A 19,853-nucleotide genomic window follows, 5' to 3' on the forward strand; every position below is an offset into this window, starting at 1 on the left:
CCGGCAACAGCCGCAGGGCGCGGCGGTGCGCCCGCTCCGCCTCGTCCAGCCGCTCCGCGACGCGCAGCCCGTTGCCGAGATTGGACCATCCCTCCGGCAGGGCGGGGTCGAACAGCACGGCGCGCCGCCACGCCGCCGGCGCTTCCGCCGCGCGGCCCTGCCGGCTCAGTGCGTTGCCCAGATTGTTCCAGACCGTCGCCCGGTCGGCCCGGCGGGCCAGGGCGGCGCGGTGGCAGGCTTCGGCTTCGGCGAAGCGGCCCTGGCCGGCGCGGAGCGTGCCCAGGCTGTCCGCCGCGTCCACGCCGTCCGGGTCGAGGGCAAAGGCCGCTTCAAAGCACTTGGCCGCCCCCTCCGCCTGCCCGAGATCGCGCAGCACCAGCCCGAAGCCGTAGAGCAGCGCCGGGTTGCGCCGGTCCAGCCGCAAGGCGTCGGTGTAGGCGGTCACCGCCTCGGCCAGCCGTCCCTCGGCGTGGAGACGGGCGGCCTCGTTCAGAGGATCACCGGGGGAGGAATCGCCGGAAATCATCCCGTCGGCCGCCTTTCATTTCCCTCCCGCCGCCGGGGAGAGGGCCAGGGCGAGGGGGATGCGCCCGTGCCGGACGCAACGCCACGCGCCCCCTCACCGCCGGCTTCGCGGTTGCTCAGTCCTCGCCGTCCTGCATCGCCGGGGGACGCGGGGCGGCGTTGACCGGGGCGGCGAGTTGGGCGTCGACCACCGCCACCGCGGTCATGTTGACCAGACCGCGCGTGGTCACCGACGGGGTGACGATGTGCACGGGGCGCGCGGCGCCCAGCAGCATCGGCCCGACATTCTGCGCGTCGGCCATGATCTTCAGCATGTTGAAGGCGATGTTGGCGGCGTCCAGCGTCGGCATGACCAGCAGGTTCGCCTCGCCCTTCAGGCGGCTGTCGGGCAGCACGCCCTTGCGCAGCACCTCCGACAGGGCGGCGTCGGCGTGCATCTCGCCGTCCACCTCCAGATCCGGCATCTCCTCCGAGATGAGCTGGTAGGCCAGCCGCATCTTGCGGGCGGACGGGGTGTCCGCGCTGCCGAAGTTGGAGTGCGAGAGCAGCGCCACCTTCGGCTCGATGCCGAAGCGCTTCACCTCCTCCGCCGCCAGCCGGGCGATCTCGGCCACCTGCTCGGCGGTCGGGTCGGGGTTGACGTAGGTGTCGCAGATGAAGTGCGTGCCCTTTTGCGAGATCAGGCCGTTCATGGCGCCGGCGACCTTCACGCCCTTGCGCAGGCCGATCACGTCCATGACATGGGCGAAATGGTCGCCGTAGCGGCCCGAGGTGCCGCAGACCATGCCGTCGGCCTCGCCCCGGCGGACCATCAGCGCGCCGAAGACCGTCGGCTGGGTGCGCACGACGTTCAGCGCGTTGGCCGGCGACACGCCGCGGCGGCCCATCAACTGCCGGAAGACCTCGGCGTAGTTGTGGCAGCGCAGGTCACGGGCGGCCTCGATCACCTCGACGTCCTTGCCGATGCGGATGCGCAGGCCCATGTCGGCGATGGTCCGCTCGATCACGTCGGTGCGGCCCAGCAGGACCGGATGGGCGATGCCGTCGTCCACCACCACCTGGGCGCAGCGCAGGACGCGCGGGTCCTCGCCCTCCGCGTAGACGACGCGCTTGGGCGCCGCCTTCGCCTTGGTGATCACCGGCTTCATGACGAGGCCGGAGCGGAAGACATACTGGCCGAGGCTGTCGCGGTAGGCGCGGAAATCGACGATGGGCCGCGTCGCCACGCCCGACTCCATGGCCGCCTTGGCGACCGCCGAGGACACCTCGATCACCAGGCGCGGGTCGAAGGGCTTGGGCAGAATGTAGTCCGGGCCGAAGCGCAGGTTCTCGCCGACATAGGCGGCGGCCACCACGTCCGACGGCTCGGCCTGGGCGAGGCTGGCCATGGCGTGGGTGGCGGCGATCTTCATCTCCTCGTTCACCGTCGTGGCGCCGACGTCCAGCGCGCCGCGGAAGATGAAGGGGAAGCAGAGGACGTTGTTGACCTGGTTGGGGAAGTCCGAGCGGCCCGTGGCGATGATGGCGTCGGGGCGCGCCTGCCGGGCGAGGTCCGGCATGATCTCCGGCTCCGGGTTGGCGAGCGCCAGGACCAACGGCTTGTCGGCCATGCGGGCCAGCATCTCCGGCTTCAGCACCTTGGCGCCGGACAGGCCGAGGAAGATGTCCGCCCCGTCGATGACGTCGTTCAGCACGCGGGCGTCGGTGTCCTGCGCGTAGGCGTCCTTGTAGGGGTTCATCTCCTCGTTGCGGCCCTTGTGGACGACGCCGATGCGGTCGACCAGCCAGACGTTCTCGCGCTTGACGCCCAGGCTGAGCATCAGGTCCAGGCAGGCGATGCCGGCGGCCCCGCCGCCGGTGGAGACGACCTTGACGGTGGAGATGTCCTTGCCGACCAGCTTCAGCCCGTTCAGGACGGCGGCGCCCACCACGATGGCGGTGCCGTGCTGGTCGTCGTGGAAGACCGGGATCTTCATCCGCTCGCGGCAGCGGCGCTCCACCTCGAAGCAGGCGGGGGCGGCGATGTCCTCCAGGTTGATGGCGCCGAAGGTCGGCTCCAGGCGGACGATGGTGTCCACCAGACCGTCAACGTCCTTCTCGTTCAGCTCCAGGTCGAAGCAGTCGATGCCGGCGAACTTCTTGAAGAGGACGGCCTTGCCTTCCATGACCGGCTTGGCGGCCATCGGACCGATGTCGCCCAGACCCAGAACCGCCGTGCCGTTGGTGATGACCGCCACCAGGTTCGCGCGGGCCGTCAGTTCCGCGGCCTGGGCCGGGTCGGCGGCGATGGCGGTGGACGCCGCGGCCACGCCCGGCGAATAGGCCAGCGCAAGGTCCCGCTGGTTGGCCATGGGCTTCGTGGCGACGATCGCCAGCTTACCGGGCTTCGGGTTCCGGTGGTACTCAAGCGCCATAGCGTCGAAGTCGCCGGACATACGTCCTCTCCCCTTTTAGCTTGATTTCAGTTAATTTGCCGAACGACGAACTGTTTCCCCTCCGGCTTATACCCGAATTGCCCGGGCACCGGAATGGGAAAGGGGCAGCCCGCGGCGGGCCACCCCTTCCTTTTCGCCCCGAAGGACCCCCGCCTCAGATGCGGGCGAGCGCCGGCTCCTTGAAGTGCTGCTGGTATTCGGCGACCGCCTTGGTCTCGTCGAACTCGCCTTCCATCTTGGCGACCACGACGGTGGCGACGCCGTTGCCGATCAGGTTGGTGATGGCGCGGGCTTCCGACATGAAGCGGTCCACGCCCAGCAGCAGCGCCAGACCCTCGATGGGCAGGTGGCCGGTGGCCGACAGGGTGGCCGCCAGCGTCACGAAGCCGCCGCCGGTGACCGCCGCGGCCCCCTTCGAGGTCAGCATCAGCAGGCCGAGGATGGTGAGCTGCTGCCAGATCGTCAGGTCGATGTTGAAGGCCTGGGCGATGAAGATCGCGGCCATCGACAGGTAGATGGAGGTGCCGTCCAGGTTGAAGGAGTAACCGGTGGGGATGACGAGGCCGACGACGTGCTTGGAGCAGCCGAACTTCTGCATCTTCTCCATCATGCGCGGCAGCACGGATTCCGACGAGGAGGTGCCGAGCACGATCAGCAGCTCGTCCTTGATGTAGCGCAGGAAGGACCACAGGCTGAAGTTGTACATGCGGGCGATGCTGCCCAGCACGACGAAGACGAACAGCGCCATGGTGATGTAGACCGCGGCCATGAGCTGGCCCAGCGAGGTCAGCGACGACACGCCGTACTTGCCGATGGTGAAGGACATCGCGCCGAAGGCACCGAGCGGGGCGACGCGCATCAGGATGCCGATCACGCCGAACATGGCGTGCGACACCTTCTCGAACATGTCCTCGACCACCTTGCCCTTCTGGCCCATGGCGGACAGCGCGACGCCGAAGATCACCGCGAAGAACAGGATCTGCAGCATGTCGCCCTTGACGAAGGCGCCGACCACGTTGTCCGGGACGATGTTGACCAGGAAGTCGATGGTGGTGTGGTTCTGCGCCTCGGTGGCGTATTTGGCGACGGCGTCGGCCTTCAGCGACCCGGCCTGGATGTTCATCCCGGCACCCGGCTTCACCAGATTGACGACCAGCAGGCCGAGACCCAGGGCGAAGGTGGTGACGATCTCGAAGTACAGGATGGCCTTGCCGCCGACCTTGCCGACCTTCTTCATGTCGCCGATCGAGGAGATGCCGGTGACGACGGTCAGGAAGACGATCGGGCCGATGACCATCTTGATCATCTTGATGAAGACGTCGCCCAGGGGCTTCATCTGCACCGCAAGAGCCGGATAGAAATGGCCGAGCAGGATGCCGATGGTGATCGCGGTCAGAACCTGGACGGTCAGGTTCGTGTAGAATGGCTTTTTCTGGGGCTGCCCTTGGGCGTGCATGATCGTCTCCTCGTGGCGTTCCTTGGATTGGGCTGCCGCTCTTGTCTCGCGGTCGGCGGCCGGCCCGTCATGCCCCCTTGAAAGCAAGCGGTGTGCCAGAATGAAAATCGAGCAATCGCAGCGCTCCGACGACGCGCGTGGGTCAGAATCCGCACGACAGGGCCGGAATCCATGTGCGAAAATCCGCACATAGCGACTCGTTGCGGACCCGTTGTTGCGGCGCAGCATGGATTGAGGACCGTTGGTTAGGATCGCTCCCACCCGCTGGACATTTTCGCAAAGCCGCGACCGGCTCGTCCGGCGCCTCACCGCCCTGTTCGCCCGCCCGCGGCGGGTGATGCTGGCCGTCCTGGTGGTCGGGATGCCTCTGGCCGCGGCGGTTGCGGCGGGCTGGGCGGCGGACAACGCCAGAGAATCCCTGCACGAACAGGGGCTGGCGCAGCTTTCGCTGTACGAGTCCAACCTGCGGACGGAGCTGGAGCGGCACGCCGCCGTGCCGATGGTGCTGGCCCGCGACCGGGAGGTCGCCGACCTGCTGCGCGACCCCGCCCCGGAGCGGGTGGACCGCCTGAACCGCAAGCTGGAGGCCATCGCCGCGACGCTGAACGCCTCCGCGCTCTACGTCATGAACCCGGCGGGCACCACCGTCGCGGCCAGCAACTGGAACGCGGCGCCCAGCTTCGTCGGGCAGAATTTCAGTTACCGCCCCTACTTCCAATCGGCCATGGAGCGGGGGGAGGGGCATCATTTCGCGCTCGGCACCACCTCGCTCGTCCCCGGCTACTACACGGCCCAGCGGGTGGTGGCGGAAAACCGCACAGAGGGTCCGGCCCCCGGAAATCCAGCTCTGGGCGTGGTGGTTCTGAAGGTCGGTTTCCAGGACCTCGAAAAAGCGTGGTCGCACGGCCAGGAGAAGGTGCTGGTCACCGACCGCGACGGCATCGTCTTCATCACCAACGTGGAGGGCTGGCGCTACAACGCCCTGCCCCGCCGCCTGCCGGTGACGCTGCCCTCGACGGCGGCCGCGCCGACCGAGGAGATCCCCACACTGCCCTGGGCCTTCGGCGGCGCGTCCGACCGCATCACCCTGCGGGAACGGAATGCGGAGCGGCGCTATCTCCTGCAATCCGCGGCGGTCCCCGGCGGCGACTGGACCATCCACGCCCTGACCAGCCTCGCCCCGGTCGCCACCCGCGGCCAGCAGGCCGGGCTGCTCGCCGCCGCGGTGGTCGCGCTGGCCGCCCTGACCGGCTACGCGCTGGCCCAGCGCCGCCTGAACCTCGTGGAGCGGCTGGCCCTCCAGGAGGAGGCGCGGGCCGAGCTGGAACGCCGCGTCGCCGCCGCCACGGCGGAGCTGCGCGCCGCCGAGAACGAGCTGACCCAGGCGGCGAAGCTGGCGGCGCTGGGCCAGATGTCCGCGGCCATGGCGCACGAGATCAACCAGCCCCTGGCCGCCATCCGCAGCTTTGCCGACAACGCGGTGGTGCTTCTGGAGCGCGGGCGCCCCGATTCGGTGCGCGACAATCTGTCGGAGATATCCTCCCTGACCGACCGCATGGCCGCCATCACCCGCAGCCTGAAGGGCATCGCCCGGCGGGCGTCGGGCACGCTCAGCCCCATCTCCGCCGCCGCCGCCGTGGGTCAGGCGCTGGCCCTGCTGGAGTCCCGGCTGCGCCGCGAGTCCGTGACGGTGGACACCGACCTTCCGCCGTCCCCCCTGCTGGTCACCGGGGAGGACGTGCGGTTGCAGCAGGTGCTGGTCAACCTGATCGGCAACGCCGCCGACGCCATGCGTGCCTCCCCCGAGCGCCGCCTGTGGATCGCCCTGGCCGAGGAGGGCGAGGAGGCCGTGCTGACCGTCCGCGACAGCGGCCCCGGCATCGCGGAGGACGACCTGCCGCGCGTCTTCATGCCCTTCTTCACGACCAAGGCGGCGGGCGACGGGCTGGGGCTGGGGCTGTCGATCAGCCACGGCATCGTGGAGGATTTCGGCGGCAGCCTGACCGCCGCCAACCACCCGGAGGGCGGCGCCCTCTTCACCATCCGCCTCAAGCGCAGGGAATCCCACGCATGACGACCGGCACCGACGCAACCGGAACCGACGCAACCGGAACCGACGCTCTGGGCGGTTCCGTCCTTTTCGTGGACGACGAGCGGTCCGTCCGCCTCGCCGGGCAGCAGACGCTGGAACTGGCGGGCTTCGACGTCACCGCCTGCGACGGGGCGGAGCGCGCCCTGCGGCATCTGGGCCGCGATTGGCCGGGCGCCCTGGTCACCGACGTGCGGATGCCGCAGATGGACGGGCTGGAGCTGATGGAGCGCGCCCTGGCGCTGGACCCCGAACTGCCGGTCATCCTGATCACCGGCCACGGCGACGTGCCGATGGCGGTGGAGGCGATGCGGCGCGGCGCCTATGATTTCCTGGAAAAGCCCTTCCCGTCGGAACGGCTGGTCGAGGTGACGCGGCGCGCCGTGGAGAAACGCCGGCTGGTGTTGGAGAACCGGCGCCTGCGCGAGCGGTTGGCCGGGCTGCCCGCCGGGGACGCCTCGCCCATCGTCGGGCGGACGCCGGGGATCGAGCGGCTGCGCACCGCCATCGCCGCGGTGGCCGATACCGACGCCGACGTGCTGGTGCTGGGCGAGACCGGAACGGGCAAGGAGATGGTCGCCCGCGCGCTCCACGCCGGCAGCAACCGGCGCAAGCACCCCTTCGTGGCGCTGAATTGCGGGGCGATGCCCGAATCCATCTTCGAAAGCGAGCTGTTCGGCCACGAGGCCGGGGCCTTCACCGGCGCCGGCAAGCGCCGCGTCGGGCGCATCGAGCACGCCGGTGGCGGCACCCTCTTCCTCGACGAGATCGAGAGCATGCCGCTGTCGCTCCAGGTCAAGCTGCTGCGCGTGATCCAGGAGCGGGTGGTGGAGCCGCTGGGCTCGAACGAGCTGATCCCCGTGGACCTGCGCGTCGTCGCCGCCACCAAGGTCGATCTGCGCAAGGCCGCCAGCGAGGGCAAGTTCCGCGAGGATCTCTATTACCGGCTGAACGTCGTCGTGGTGACCATCCCGCCGCTGCGCGACCGCCGCGACGACATCCCCCTGCTGTTCCAGCATTTCGTCGTCCAGGCCGCCACCCGCTACAACCGCGATCCGCGGGCGCCCTCCCCGTTGCAGATCCAGCGGCTGATGGCCCACGACTGGCCCGGCAACGTCCGCGAGTTGCGCAACGCCGCCGACCGTTTCGTCCTGGGGCTGGACGACACGCTGTCCGCGGTGGGCGGCACCGCTCCGGCGGCAACGGCGGGCGGGAGCGGGCTGTCGCTGGCCGAGCAGGTGGACCTGTTCGAGAAGAGCCTGATCGAAAGCGAGCTGGCCCGCCACAAGGGCAGCGTGAAGGCGACCATCGAGGCGCTGAACGTGCCGCGCAAGACCTTCTACGACAAGCTGAAGCGCTACGGGCTCAGCCGCGAGGATTTCGTGGAGTGACGGGCCATCATTCCGCGGCCAGCGCGTGGGCGAAGGTGTCCACGCCCTGAACGCCGGCTTCGGTCAACCCGTAGGTGCCCTTGGCGATCCGCTCGAACCAGCCATAGACGTTGCGTTGGAGGATGGCCGCCGCGTCCTTTGGCGCCCCGGCGGCGCGCAGCGCCTTCAGCGACAGCGGCCCGCCCTGCAACAGCCGGGCGCAGCGCAGCGCGTCCTGGCGGTAGGCGGTGACGATGGGCACGCGGGTGGAGCCGCCGCGGTTGGGATCGCCGCGGCGCCGGGCGTGCTCTCCCAGCAGGCGGGCGGTGCGCGCCTTGTCCTTGCGCGGGCTGTAGGGAACGGGGTCGAGCAGCACGTCCACCTCGTGCCCCGCCGCCCGGCCCGTGTCCACGATCAGCAGCCCCACCCCCAGCCGCCGGCAGAGCTTGCGCACCCCGCTGTCGTGGGGCGACGGGCCGCTGGCCTTGCGCCCCGGCTGCGGCACGGCGAGATAGACGGTGTCGGTCAGGGCGAGCCGGTCCACCCCTTGGAGCAGCAGGTCCAGGGTGAAGCGCTTCTTCAGCTCGACGATCAGCGGCGGCTCGGCCCCGCGCACCGCCACGAGGTCGCAGCCGTGGATTTCGGCCTTCACGTCGTAGCCCTGGGCTTCGAGGAAGGCTTTCACCGGGGCGTAGAGGTCGGTTTCGGCGGCGATCGGCAAGGGAGACGGGGCGTGTTTCGAACGGAGCCCCCACCCTAACCCTCCCCCGCTGGGCGGGGGAGGGAAAAGTGCAGGCGAAGGTTACGCCGCGGCCTTCTGCTTGCGCAGGATGGCCAGGATGTCGGAGGCGGCCTTCGGGATGTTCGTGCCGGGGCCGTAGATGGCCGCGGCACCCGCCTTGTGGAGATAATCGTAATCCTGGGGCGGGATCACGCCGCCGCAGACGACCAGAATGTCCCCAGCGCCCTGCTTGCGCAGTTCCTCGACCAGTTGCGGGACCAGCGTCTTGTGGCCGGCGGCCTGGGACGACACGCCGATGACGTGCACGTCGTTCTCCACCGCCTGACGGGCGGCCTCCTCCGGGGTCTGGAACAGCGGCCCGATGTCCACGTCGAAGCCGATGTCGGCGAAGCTGGTGGCGATCACCTTGGCGCCGCGGTCGTGACCGTCCTGGCCCATCTTCACGACGAGGATGCGCGGGCGGCGGCCCTCCTCGGCGGCGAAGGCGGACACCTCCTCCTGGATGCGCTTGAAGCCCTCGTCGCCCTCGTAGGCCGCGCCGTAAACGCCGGAGACCGAGCGGATGACCGCCACATGGCGGGTGAAGGCCTTCTCCAGGGCGTCGGAGATCTCGCCGACCGTGGCGCGGGCGCGGGTGGCCTCCACCGACAGGGCCAGCAGGTTGCCGGTCTTCTCCGCCGCGGCCTTGGTCAGGGCCTCCAGGGCGGCGCGGCACTTGGCGTCGTCGCGGCTGGCGCGGACCTGGTTGAGGCGGGCGATCTGGGACTCGCGCACCGCGGTGTTGTCGATGTCCAGCACGTCCACCATCTCGGGGTTTTCCGGACGGTACTTGTTGACGCCGACGATCACCTCCTCGCCGCGGTCGATGCTGGCCTGACGGCGGGCGGCGGCCTCCTCGATCAGCAGCTTGGGCATGCCGCTTTCCACCGCCTTGGTCATGCCGCCCAGATCCTCGACCTTGTTGATGAGGTCCAGAGCGGCGTTGGCGAGGCTGTGGGTCAGATGCTCGATGTAGTAGGAGCCGCCCAGCGGATCGACCACGTTGGTGACGCCCGACTCCTCGGCGATGATGAGCTGGGTGTTGCGGGCGATGCGGGCGGAGAACTTGGTCGGCAGGCCCAGCGCCTCGTCGAAGGCGTTGGTGTGCAGCGACTGGGTGCCGCCCAGCACCGCGGCCATCGCTTCGATGGTGGTGCGGATGACGTTGTTGTAGGGGTCCTGCTCGGTCAGCGACACGCCGGAGGTCTGGCAGTGGGTGCGCAGCGCCAGCGAGCGGGCGTCCTTCGGGTCGAACTTCTGCTTCATCAGGGTGGACCACAGCAGGCGCGCGGCGCGCAGCTTGGCGATCTCCATGAAGAAGTTCATGCCGATGGAGAAGAAGAAGGACAGGCGCGGCGCGAACTTGTCGACCGGCAGCCCCTTCGACATGGCGGCGCGGACGTATTCGAGGCCGTCGGCGATGGTGAAGGCCAGCTCCTGCACCGCGGTCGCACCGGCTTCCTGCATGTGGTAGCCGGAAATCGAGATCGAGTTGAATTTCGGCATGTTCAGCGCCGTGTACTCGATGATGTCCGCGATGATCCGCATCGAGGGTTCGGGCGGATAGATGTAGGTGTTGCGGACCATGAACTCCTTGAGGATGTCGTTCTGGATGGTGCCGCTCAGCTTGTCTTGGGAGACGCCCTGCTCCTCCGCCGCGACGATGTAGCCGGCGAGGATCGGCAGCACCGCGCCGTTCATGGTCATCGACACCGACATCTTGTCGAGCGGGATGCCGTCGAAGAGGATCTTCATGTCCTCGACGCTGTCGATGGCCACACCGGCCTTGCCCACGTCGCCGACCACGCGCGGGTGGTCGCTGTCGTAGCCGCGGTGGGTGGCGAGGTCGAAGGCGACCGACAGGCCCATCTGGCCGGCCTTCAGGTTCGCCTTGTAGAAGGCGTTGGATTCCTCGGCGGTGGAGAAGCCGGCGTACTGGCGGATCGTCCAGGGCTTCACCGCGTACATCGTGGCGCGCGGGCCGCGGGTGAAGGGCGGGAAGCCGGGCAGGCTCTCCAGTTCAAGCCCTTCCAGGTCGCCGGCGGTGTAGAGGGCTTTGACGTCCAGCCCTTCCGGAGTCTTCCAGACCAGATCGTCGAGCGACCCGTTGGCGCCCAGATCCTTGGCGGCCAGGGTCTGCCAGTCGGCCTGGGTCTTCTTCGGAAACTCGGACATGGGACGCCTCCTCGACACCGCGTGGTTCAATTATTTGGAACGATGAATGAAATGAGAGGGTGCCTGCCCCCGCCCCGGCCCTCCCCCGCTTCGCAGGGGAAGGAGTTCAAATCCCTGCCCCTGCGAAGCGGGGGAGGGTTAGGGAGGGGGCAAGTACGACCCCGTACTCTTACGCCTGCGACCGGCGGGCGACGACCTTCCAGGCGGCCTGCATGATCGCGGCACCCAGCGCGGTCTTCAGGACCGTGGCGGCCAGGAACGGCGTCAGGCCGAGAGCGATGGCCTTCTCGCCGCCGAACAGGACGGCCATCCAGGCCACGCCCGGAACGAACAGCAAGGCATGGCCGACGGCGAGCGCCGCGACGGCCTTGACCGGGCTGCGGTCCCAGCCGCGCTCGGCCAGCCAGCCGGTGACGCCGGCGGCCAGGACGAAGCCCAGCAGGTAACCGGCGGTCGGACCCGCCATGTAGGCCGGGCCGGCGCCCGCACCGGCGAAGACCGGCAGGCCGGCGAGGCCCTCGGCCAGATACAGCAGGACCGTCGCCGTGGCGAGGCGGCTGCCGTAGGCCATGCCGAGCAGGATGACGACCATGCTCTGCATCGTCATCGGAACCGGCCAGAAGGGCACCTGCACCTTGGCCGAGGCGGCCAGCAGCAGGCTGCCCAGAACCGCCGCGGTGGCGGCGGTGAGCAGGCCGCCCCGCGGGGCGACCGTCTCAAGAAGCGAAGCGGCACGCTGCGAAAGCGTGTGTGCGTAAGCCATCGTCCTTCACCTTTCCCTTTATGTCGGAGCCCGCTTGGCTCACGCGAACTCCAGGATCTTCTGATCGACCGCCAGGCTGGAGCCGGGCGTCGCGTGCACCTTGGACACCGTGCCATCCTGCGCCGCGCGCAGGATGTTTTCCATCTTCATCGCCTCGACCACGGCCAGCACCTCGCCGGCCTTGACCTCCTGCCCCTCGGACACGGCGACCGAGACGAGCAGGCCGGGCATCGGCGACAGCAGGAACTTCGACATGTCCGGCGGCGCCTTCACCGGCATCAGCGCGTCGAGACGCGCGGCGTTCGGCGTCAGCACCTTCACCAGCGCCTGGCTGCCGGAGTGGGACAGGCGGTAGCCCACACCCACGCGGTCCACCTGGACGCAGACATGCTCGCCGTTCACCGTGCCGCGGAACAGCGGCTCGCCCAGGTTCCAGTCGCTCCACACCACGCGGTGCTTGCCCTCGAAATCGACGGTGTAGCCGATGCGCTGCGGGCTGCCGTCCACCGGGTGGACGTGGACCGGATGCTGCGTGCCGTCCAGCACGACGACCCAGTCGTCGCGCACCCGCACCTTGTTCGCCGGCAGCTTGCCGGTGATCTGGATGTCGCGGTCGTTCAGGCAGCGGTGGATCACGGCGGCGACCGCGATCAGGATCGCCGGGTCCTCCGGCGGCAGGTCGGAGGCGTGGAAGCCGTCCGGGTATTCCTCGGCGATGAAGTTGGTGGTCAGCCGGCCTTCGACGAAGCGCTGGTTGGCCATCAGGGAGGCGAGGAACGGAATGTTGTGGCTGACGCCGCGGATGTAATACTGGTCCAGCGCCTCGCGCATGCGGGCGATGGCGGCGTCGCGCGTCGAACCCCAGCTGCACAGCTTGGCGATCATGGGGTCGTAGAACATGGAGATTTCGCCGCCCTCGTAGACGCCGGTGTCCACGCGGACATGCGGGTCCTCCGACGGCGGACGGTAGTGGGTCAGCCGGCCGGTGGAGGGCAGGAAGTTGCGGAAGGGGTCCTCCGCATAGACGCGGGACTCGATGGCCCAACCGTGGAGCTTGATGTCGTCCTGCTTCAGCGTCAGCTTCTCGCCCGCCGCGACGCGGATCATCAGCTCCACGAGGTCGAGGCCGGTGATCAGCTCGGTGACCGGATGCTCCACCTGGAGGCGGGTGTTCATCTCCAGGAAGTAGAAGTTGCGCTCCGCGTCCACGATGAACTCGACCGTGCCGGCGGACTTGTAGTCCACGGCGCGGGCCAGCGCCACGGCCTGCTCGCCCATCGCCTTGCGGGTGGCGGCGTCGAGGAAGGGCGACGGCGCCTCTTCGATGACCTTCTGGTGGCGGCGCTGGATCGAGCATTCACGCTCGCCCAGATAGAGCGCCGTGCCCTGCCCGTCCGCCAGCACCTGGATTTCGATGTGGCGCGGCTGCTGGATGTACTTCTCGACGAAGACGCGGTCGTCGGCGAAGGAGGAGCGCGCCTCGTTCTGGGCGGACCGGAAGCCTTCGCGGGCCTCCTCGTCGTTCCAGGCCACGCGCATGCCCTTGCCGCCGCCGCCGGCCGACGCCTTGATCATCACCGGATAGCCGATGTCACGGGCGATGGTGACCGCCTCGTTGTCGTCGGCAATGACGCCCAGATAGCCGGGCACCGTGCTGACGCCGGCGGCCTTGGCCAGCTTCTTGGACTCGATCTTGTCGCCCATGGCCTGGATGGCGTGGGCGTCCGGACCGATGAAGGCGACGCCGGCGGCGGCCAGCGCCTCCTGGAACTCGCGCTTCTCGGACAGGAAGCCGTAGCCGGGATGGACGGCCTGGGCGCCGGTCTTCTTGCAGGCGTCGACGATGCGGTCGATCAGCAGGTAGCTCTGCGCCGACGGGGCGGCGCCGATGTGGACGGCCTCGTCGGCCATCTCGACGTGCAGGGCGTTCTTGTCGGCGTCCGAATAGACGGCAACCGTCTTGATGCCCAGGCGGCGCGCCGTGCGGATGACGCGGCAGGCGATCTCGCCGCGGTTCGCGATCAGGATCTTGGAGAACAGGGTCGTCATGGGGCGGCGCGCCTTCAGAGCGGGATGTTGTCGTGCTTGCGCCAGGGGTTCTGGAGCTGCTTGTTCTTCAGCATGGACAGCGCCTTGATGACGCGCCGGCGGGTGCCGTGCGGCATGATGACGTCGTCGATGTAGCCGCGCGACGCCGCCACGAACGGGTTGGCGAACTTCTGCCGGTATTCCTCGGTGCGCGCCTCGATGGCGGCGGTGTCGCCGATGTCGCCGCGGAAGATGATCTCCACCGCGCCCTTCGGCCCCATCACCGCGATTTCCGCCGACGGCCACGCATAGTTGATGTCGCCGCGCAGATGCTTGGACGCCATCACGTCATAGGCGCCGCCGTAGGCCTTGCGCGTGATGACGGTGATCTTCGGCACGGTGGCCTCGGCGTAGGCGAACAGCAGCTTGGCGCCGTGCTTGATGATGCCGCCGTATTCCTGCGAGGTGCCGGGCATGAAGCCGGGGACGTCCACCAGGGTCAGGATCGGGATCTCGAAGGCGTCGCAGAAGCGCACGAAGCGCGCGGCCTTCTTGGAGCTGTCGATGTCCAGGCAGCCGGCCAGGACCATCGGCTGGTTGGCGACGATGCCGACCGTGCTGCCGTTCATGCGGCCGAAGCCGATGATGATGTTCTTGGCGTAGTCGGGCTGAAGCTCGAAGAAGTCGCCCTCGTCGACCGTCTTGAGGATCAGCTCCTTCATGTCGTAGGGCTTGTTCGGATTCTCCGGCACCAGCGTGTCGAGCGACAGGTCGTCGCGGTCGAACGGGTCGGCGGTCGGGCGCTCCGGCGCCTTCTCACGGTTGGAGGCCGGCAGGAAGTCGATGAAGCGGCGGAGCTGGAGCAGCGCCTCCACGTCGTTCTCGAAGGCCATGTCGGCCACGCCGGACTTGCTGGAGTGCGTGACCGCGCCGCCCAGCTCCTCCGCCGTCACCACCTCGTGCGTGACCGTCTTGACCACGTCCGGGCCGGTCACGAACATGTAGGAGCTGTCCTTCACCATGAAGATGAAGTCGGTCATGGCCGGCGAATACACCGCACCGCCCGCGCACGGCCCCATGATCAGGGAAATCTGCGGGATGACGCCCGAGGCGTTGACGTTGCGCTGGAACACCTCGGCGTAGCCGCCGAGCGAGGCCACGCCTTCCTGGATGCGGGCGCCGCCGCTGTCGTTCAGGCCGATGACCGGAGCGCCGACCTTCATCGCCTGATCCATGATCTTGCAGATCTTCTCGGCGTGCGCTTCCGACAGCGAGCCGCCGAAGACGGTGAAGTCCTGGCTGAAGACGAAGACCAGACGCCCGTTCACCGTGCCGTGGCCGGTGACCACGCCGTCGCCGGGAACCTTCTGGCCTTCCATGCCGAAGTCGTTGCAGCGGTGCTGCACGAACATGTCGAACTCCTCGAACGAGCCTTCGTCGAGGAAAAGATCGATGCGCTCGCGCGCGGTCAGCTTGCCCTTGGCGTGCTGGGAGGCGATGCGCTTTTCACCGCCGCCCAGCCGCGCCCCGGCGCGCATGGCGTCCAACTTGGCCAGAATCTCTTGCATCAGGCGTTTCCCACTTTGGCAAGCGGCGGAGGACCTTGCGAACCTTGTGGCAGCGGTCCCCTCACCGGAACGCCTGGATTATTCACAGGATTCGCAAGAGGGCAATTGGCCGGGCGCTAAAAATGTGCGAAGTTGCGAACATCTTTGCAAACACAGGGCATAGTTTGCCAAGCTTGCGAATATGCTCTCCGGCATAACCTTCGGGTAATAGGCGCGTTCATGCAGAAGCTCTTCCTCGGCTACAAGCTCCGCCGCCTGCGCGAACAGCGCGGGCTGACCCAGGCGGCGCTGGCCAAGACGCTGGATCTGTCGCCGAGCTATCTGAACCAGATCGAGAACAACCAGCGCCCGCTGACCCTGCCGGTGCTGCTGAAGATCTCCGCCATGTTCGAGGTGGACCTGTCCAACTTCGTGGAGGACGAGGACAGCCGTCTGGTCGCCGACCTGCGCGAGGCGCTGGCCGACCCCTTGTTCGCCGGAGCCCCGCTGACCAACGCGGAGCTGCGCAGCGCCGTCGGCTCCAGCCCGGAACTGGCCCGCCGGGTGCTCAGCCTGCATCAAGCCTATCAGAAACTGCACGAGCGGGTGCAGTCGCTGGCCGACAGCCTGTCGAACCGGGAGCAGGGCGACGCCTTCGCCGGACCGCAATTCCCCTACGAGGAGGTCCGCGACTATTTCCACTACTGCAACAACTACATCGGTTCGCTGGACGAGGCGGCGGAAAAGCTGTGGGACACCGAGAAGATCCACTCCGGTGCCCTGCTGAACGAGCTGGCGGCCTATCTGAAGCGGCGGCACGACGTGCGGGTGAAGATCGTCGCCGACGACGGCGAGACGGCCATGCGCAGCTACGACGGCAGCACCGGCACGCTGCGCCTGTCGGCCCTGCTCAACGGCCCCAGCCGCGCCTTCCACATGGCCCACCAGATCGCCCTGCTGGGCTTCGGCGACACCATCGAGGAGCTGGTCGCCCAGGCGAAATTCTCCAGCGAGGACGCCAAGTCGATCTGCCGGGTCGGGCTTGCGAATTATTACGCGGGGGCGCTGGTCCTGCCCTACCGCGCCTTCGCCGCCCAGGCCCGCGCGCTGCGCCACGACGTGGAGCAGTTGCAGAGCCGCTTCGGCGCCAGCTTCGAGCAGGTCTGCCACCGGCTGTCCACCCTGCAACGGCCGGGGGCGCGGGGGCTGCCTTTCTATTTCGTGCGGGTGGACATGGCCGGCAACATCACCAAGCGCCATTCGGCGACTCGTTTCCATTTCGCGCGCTTCGGCGGCGCCTGCCCGCTGTGGAACGTGCACGAAGCCTTCGCCCAGCCCGGCAAGATCCTGGTGCAGTTCGCCACCATGCCCGACCGCACCACCTACATCGGCATCGCCCGCACGGTGACCAAGCGCGGCGGCGCCTATCTGAAGCCGTCGCGCCAGTTCGCCGTGGGGCTGGGCTGCGAGGCGACGCACGCGAACGAGATCGTCTACGCCGCCGGCATCGACACCTCCAACGAGGCCGCCGCCGTGCCCATCGGCGTGAACTGCCGAATCTGCGAGCGCACCGACTGCCAGCAGCGCGCCTTCCCGCCCATCGGCAGCCAGTTGTCGGTGAACGAGCACCACCGCAGCTTCGTCCCCTACCTGTTCACGCAGGAAGGGCGGACCGTGGGAAAAGCGTGAGCGGTTGGCGATCCGCCGCAGCCGCTCTATCATCCGCCGCCTCAACCGCCGCCTCATTCGACGGAATCACGACATGACGAAGCCCATCGCCCGGCCCTTGCCCCAGAAGACCATCGGCGTCCTCGGCGGCATGAGCAACCAGGCCACCGCCGAATATTACCGCCTGCTGAACGACGGGCTGAACGCCCGGCTCGGCGGCTGGGACAACGGCGAGATCGTCATCGTCAGCGTGAACTTCGGCAACATCGAGCATTTCGTCCGCCAGAACGCGTGGGACGCCGCGCACCATTACCTGTCCGGCAAGGTGGACGCGCTGGAGCGCGCCGGGTCCGACGTGATCCTGTGCGTGTCCAACACCCTGCACCGCGTGGTGGAGCCGATCATGGCCGGGCGCACCACCCCCTTCATCCACATCGCCGATCCGACCGGTGCGGCGATCCGGGCCGCCGGCCTGTCGCGGGTCGCCCTGCTGGGCACCATGCCGACGATGCTCTCCGACGACCTGCGCCGCCGTTACGAGGAGCGCTTCGGGGTGGAGATCCTGGTGCCCTCCGACCCCGACAAGGCCATCGTGGACCGCATCATCTTCGACGAGCTGGTGCGGCGCGACCTGCGTCCGGAGTCCAAGGCGCGCTATTTGGAGATCATCGACCGGCTGACCGCCGACGGGGCGCAGGGGGTGATCCTGGGCTGCACGGAAATCTTCCTGCTGGTCGATCAGGCCGACCGCCCGGACTTTCCCATGTTCAACACGACGGCGCTCCACGCCGCCGCCGCGGTGGCCTTCGCGCTGGGCGAGTAGAGGACGGGACGCTCAGGCCCGGTCCTTCACCGCCCCGATCAGGAACTCCTTGTTCCCTTCGGGGCCGGTGATCGGGCTTTCGGTGACGTCGAGCACGCGCCAGCCCGGCAGCCCGTCAAGCCAAGCGCGGATGCGGTCGCAGACCTCCTGGTGCAGGTCCGGCTCGCGCACCACGCCGCCCTTGCCGACGCGGCCCTTGCCCACCTCGAACTGCGGCTTGATCAGCGCGACCAGCCGCCCGCCCGGCACGGCCAGGGCCAGCGCCGCGGGCAGCACCACCTCCAACCCGATGAAGCTGGCGTCGCACACCACGAGGTCCACGGGGTCCGGAATCTCGGCGGCGGTCAAATGGCGGGCGTTGGTCTTTTCCAGAACCACCACGCGCGGGTCGTTGCGCAGCTTCCACGCCAACTGCCCGTGCCCGACGTCCACCGCATAGACCCTGGCGGCGCCGCGGGTCAGCAGCACGTCGGTGAAGCCGCCGGTGGAGGCGCCCACGTCGATGGCGGTCAGGCCGGTGGGGTCGATGCCGAAGACGTCCAGCCCCTTCACCAGCTTCAGCCCGCCGCGCGACACCCAGGGATGGTCCTGCCCTTTCACCGACAGCGGGGCGTCTCCGGCGATCTGGTCGCCGGCCTTGTCGATCCGCTTCGTGTCGGAATAAACCAGCCCGGCCAGGATCAGCGCCTGCGCCTTGGCCCGGCTTTCGGCCAGCCCGCGCTCCACCAGCGCCACATCCGCACGCACCCGCGCCATCTCACCACTCCACCATTGACGAGAGGGGATGCATGGCCCAGGACGCGGCGTTCGGCAAGGGGCGATGAACCGTCACAGGCGAAGGACGGTCAGAAAGGCAGGTCCAGAACGAAGCGCGCGCCGGGAGCGTTCGGCTCCGCCCGCAGCTTGCCCTTCAATTGCCCGGCGAAGGCTCGCGCCACCTTCATGCCCAGCGTGTCGGCCCGCGCAACCTCGAAGCCCGGCGGAAGGCCGCGCCCATGATCGGCGACGGTCAGGCGCCGTCCGCCCTCCTCCCGCGGCACGAGGCTGACCTCGATATCCCCCGGGCTGCCCGCCGCGTAGGCATAGCGGGCGGCGTTGCCGACCAGCTCGTTGACGATGAGGGCCAGCGGAATCACCGAATCCACCGGCAGCATCGCCCCATCCACCGTCACGGCGATGCGCCGTTCCGGACCGCCGACCGCGAAGTGGCTTTCCATCTCCCGGCAGGCGTCGCGCAGATAGGTTCCGAAATCGACGAGGCTGCCGCGGGCGGCGGCGTGCACGCGCTGGTGGGCCTGGGTCACCGTGCCGATGCGGCTGCACGCCTCCTGAAAGGCGCGGCGCATGTCCGGGTCCTTGGCCGACAGGGTCTGGAGCGTCAGAAGGCTGGACACGAGCTGGAGCGTGTTCTTGACGCGGTGGCTGACCTCCCGCGCGTGGTGGTGCGCGGTCTCGCTCGACTCGGACTCGGCGGGGCGCAGGGTGACCAGCAGCGACGGTCCGCCGTCCAGAACGGACAGGCACAGACACCAGGACACCTCCTCCGGCCCCGTGATCCGCAGGCGGGCGCCCTCGCCGGTGCGCAGAGCCTCGGCCAGCCGTTCGTCGGACGCCTCCGGGAAACGGTCGGCCAACGGATGCCCCAGTTCCAGGCCAAGAGCGCGCATGGTCGCGTTGGCGTAGAGGCAACGGAAGGACGCCCCGTCGATCACCGCCGTAGGAGTCGGGGACGCCTCGACGATGGACTGGAACATCGCCAACCCACCTTGAGCCGCCCCACCTTGGGCCGGGCCGCCCTGGGCCGGAGCGCCATTTTCGTCGGATGCGCGCCCAGCGCCCGCTGCAAACACCTGAGGCATGTTGACCAACACCCAGTCCCGCCGGATTTGTTCGTTAATCTATTGTTTTCGAATTGTAAGACAGCGGTCCGAACCGCACCAGTGAAAGCGCCCCGCCCAACCTTAGGCCAATAGAGCTAGCTCCTTCGTCAAGGCGCGGTTCGGCGGGGTACTCCGTCCGGGTCAGGCACTCACCGCCGCCGCTTCGATTCCCAGCGCCTGAAGGGCGGTGGCGACGATGTGGCGGGCGGCGAGACCGGCCTCGTCATACTGCTTGGCCGGGCTGTCATGGTCGAGGAAACGGTCGGGCAGGACCATCGGGCGGATCTTCAGCCCGCCATCCAGCAGGCCGGCC

14 protein-coding genes are annotated in these 19,853 nt (G+C 68.6%); 4 read left to right on the forward strand and 10 right to left on the reverse strand.

What is annotated here, in order from left to right:
- The 3 genes from QSG27_RS19640 to QSG27_RS19650 all read right to left on the reverse strand — a co-directional run.
- A partial coding sequence (locus QSG27_RS19640) for a tetratricopeptide repeat protein (RefSeq protein WP_306709095.1) occupies window positions 1-526 on the reverse strand: 526 nt, incomplete at its 3' end.
- A gap of 115 nt (window positions 527-641) precedes the next feature.
- Complete coding sequence (locus tag QSG27_RS19645) at window positions 642-2,960, reverse strand: NADP-dependent malic enzyme (protein WP_306709097.1); 2,319 nt, start codon at window positions 2,958-2,960, stop codon at window positions 642-644.
- A gap of 154 nt (window positions 2,961-3,114) precedes the next feature.
- On the reverse strand, window positions 3,115-4,416 hold the full coding sequence (locus tag QSG27_RS19650) for a dicarboxylate/amino acid:cation symporter (RefSeq protein ID WP_306709099.1): 1,302 nt from the start codon (window positions 4,414-4,416) through the stop codon (window positions 3,115-3,117).
- 241 nt (window positions 4,417-4,657) lie between these two features.
- Here QSG27_RS19650 and QSG27_RS19655 point away from each other — a divergent pair, with 241 nt between their 5' ends.
- Complete coding sequence (locus QSG27_RS19655) at window positions 4,658-6,490, forward strand: sensor histidine kinase (protein ID WP_306709101.1); 1,833 nt, start codon at window positions 4,658-4,660, stop codon at window positions 6,488-6,490.
- The gene (locus tag QSG27_RS19660; RefSeq protein WP_306709103.1) at window positions 6,487-7,896 is read left to right on the forward strand and encodes a sigma-54-dependent transcriptional regulator; all 1,410 of its coding nucleotides are present in this window, start codon (window positions 6,487-6,489) and stop codon (window positions 7,894-7,896) included. Before QSG27_RS19655 ends, QSG27_RS19660 begins: the two co-directional genes overlap by 4 nt.
- 7 nt (window positions 7,897-7,903) lie before the next feature.
- On the opposite strand, the gene QSG27_RS19665 is transcribed toward QSG27_RS19660, so the two are convergent.
- The 5 genes from QSG27_RS19665 to QSG27_RS19685 all read right to left on the reverse strand — a co-directional run bounded on the left by QSG27_RS19665 (window position 7,904) and on the right by QSG27_RS19685 (window position 15,190).
- A complete protein-coding gene (locus tag QSG27_RS19665; RefSeq protein WP_306709105.1) occupies window positions 7,904-8,596 on the reverse strand; it encodes a DUF2161 domain-containing phosphodiesterase in 693 nt (230 codons plus the stop codon).
- 81 nt (window positions 8,597-8,677) lie between these two features.
- Complete coding sequence (scpA, locus tag QSG27_RS19670) at window positions 8,678-10,831, reverse strand: methylmalonyl-CoA mutase (RefSeq protein ID WP_306709107.1); 2,154 nt, start codon at window positions 10,829-10,831, stop codon at window positions 8,678-8,680.
- Window positions 10,832-11,000: 169 nt separating this feature from the next.
- The gene (locus tag QSG27_RS19675; RefSeq protein ID WP_306709109.1) at window positions 11,001-11,594 is read right to left on the reverse strand and encodes a biotin transporter BioY; all 594 of its coding nucleotides are present in this window, start codon (window positions 11,592-11,594) and stop codon (window positions 11,001-11,003) included.
- A gap of 39 nt (window positions 11,595-11,633) precedes the next feature.
- The gene (locus QSG27_RS19680) at window positions 11,634-13,634 is read right to left on the reverse strand and encodes an acetyl-CoA carboxylase biotin carboxylase subunit (RefSeq protein WP_306709120.1); all 2,001 of its coding nucleotides are present in this window, start codon (window positions 13,632-13,634) and stop codon (window positions 11,634-11,636) included.
- 23 nt (window positions 13,635-13,657) lie between these two features.
- Entirely contained in the window at window positions 13,658-15,190 is a 1,533-nt protein-coding gene (locus tag QSG27_RS19685; protein WP_306709111.1) for an acyl-CoA carboxylase subunit beta, read from the reverse strand.
- A 219-nt stretch (window positions 15,191-15,409) separates the two neighbouring features.
- Here QSG27_RS19685 and QSG27_RS19690 point away from each other — a divergent pair, with 219 nt between their 5' ends.
- Both QSG27_RS19690 and QSG27_RS19695 read left to right on the forward strand, forming a co-directional pair.
- A complete protein-coding gene (locus QSG27_RS19690; protein WP_306709112.1) occupies window positions 15,410-16,858 on the forward strand; it encodes a helix-turn-helix domain-containing protein in 1,449 nt (482 codons plus the stop codon).
- A 73-nt stretch (window positions 16,859-16,931) separates the two neighbouring features.
- A complete protein-coding gene (locus tag QSG27_RS19695) occupies window positions 16,932-17,660 on the forward strand; it encodes an aspartate/glutamate racemase family protein (RefSeq protein ID WP_306709114.1) in 729 nt (242 codons plus the stop codon).
- A gap of 12 nt (window positions 17,661-17,672) precedes the next feature.
- On the opposite strand, the gene QSG27_RS19700 is transcribed toward QSG27_RS19695, so the two are convergent.
- Window positions 17,673-18,416, reverse strand: coding sequence for a TlyA family RNA methyltransferase (locus tag QSG27_RS19700; RefSeq protein WP_306709116.1), 744 nt, complete (start codon window positions 18,414-18,416; stop codon window positions 17,673-17,675).
- A gap of 89 nt (window positions 18,417-18,505) precedes the next feature.
- Window positions 18,506-19,414, reverse strand: a complete 909-nt coding sequence (locus tag QSG27_RS19705) for a histidine kinase dimerization/phosphoacceptor domain -containing protein (protein ID WP_306709118.1) — start codon at window positions 19,412-19,414, stop codon at window positions 18,506-18,508.
- Window positions 19,415-19,853 lie beyond the last annotated feature (439 nt).

This window comes from Azospirillum isscasi, assembly GCF_030849505.1.
Taxonomy (GTDB): domain Bacteria; phylum Pseudomonadota; class Alphaproteobacteria; order Azospirillales; family Azospirillaceae; genus Azospirillum; species Azospirillum isscasi.

Excerpts from the sequence above, each read along its gene's own strand:
- QSG27_RS19700 (WP_306709116.1), bottom strand. The coding sequence starts at position 18,416 with ATGGCGCGGGTGCGTGCGGATGTGGCGCTGGTGGAGCGCGGGCTGGCC.
- QSG27_RS19645 (WP_306709097.1), bottom strand. The coding sequence starts at position 2,960 with ATGTCCGGCGACTTCGACGCTATGGCGCTTGAGTACCACCGGAACCCG.
- QSG27_RS19675 (WP_306709109.1), bottom strand. The coding sequence starts at position 11,594 with ATGGCTTACGCACACACGCTTTCGCAGCGTGCCGCTTCGCTTCTTGAG.
- QSG27_RS19705 (WP_306709118.1), bottom strand. The coding sequence starts at position 19,414 with ATGTTCCAGTCCATCGTCGAGGCGTCCCCGACTCCTACGGCGGTGATC.
- QSG27_RS19685 (WP_306709111.1), bottom strand. The coding sequence starts at position 15,190 with ATGCAAGAGATTCTGGCCAAGTTGGACGCCATGCGCGCCGGGGCGCGG.
- QSG27_RS19690 (WP_306709112.1), top strand. The coding sequence starts at position 15,410 with ATGCAGAAGCTCTTCCTCGGCTACAAGCTCCGCCGCCTGCGCGAACAG.
- QSG27_RS19660 (WP_306709103.1), top strand. The coding sequence starts at position 6,487 with ATGACGACCGGCACCGACGCAACCGGAACCGACGCAACCGGAACCGAC.
- QSG27_RS19695 (WP_306709114.1), top strand. The coding sequence starts at position 16,932 with ATGACGAAGCCCATCGCCCGGCCCTTGCCCCAGAAGACCATCGGCGTC.
- scpA (WP_306709107.1), bottom strand. The coding sequence starts at position 10,831 with ATGTCCGAGTTTCCGAAGAAGACCCAGGCCGACTGGCAGACCCTGGCC.
- QSG27_RS19650 (WP_306709099.1), bottom strand. The coding sequence starts at position 4,416 with ATGCACGCCCAAGGGCAGCCCCAGAAAAAGCCATTCTACACGAACCTG.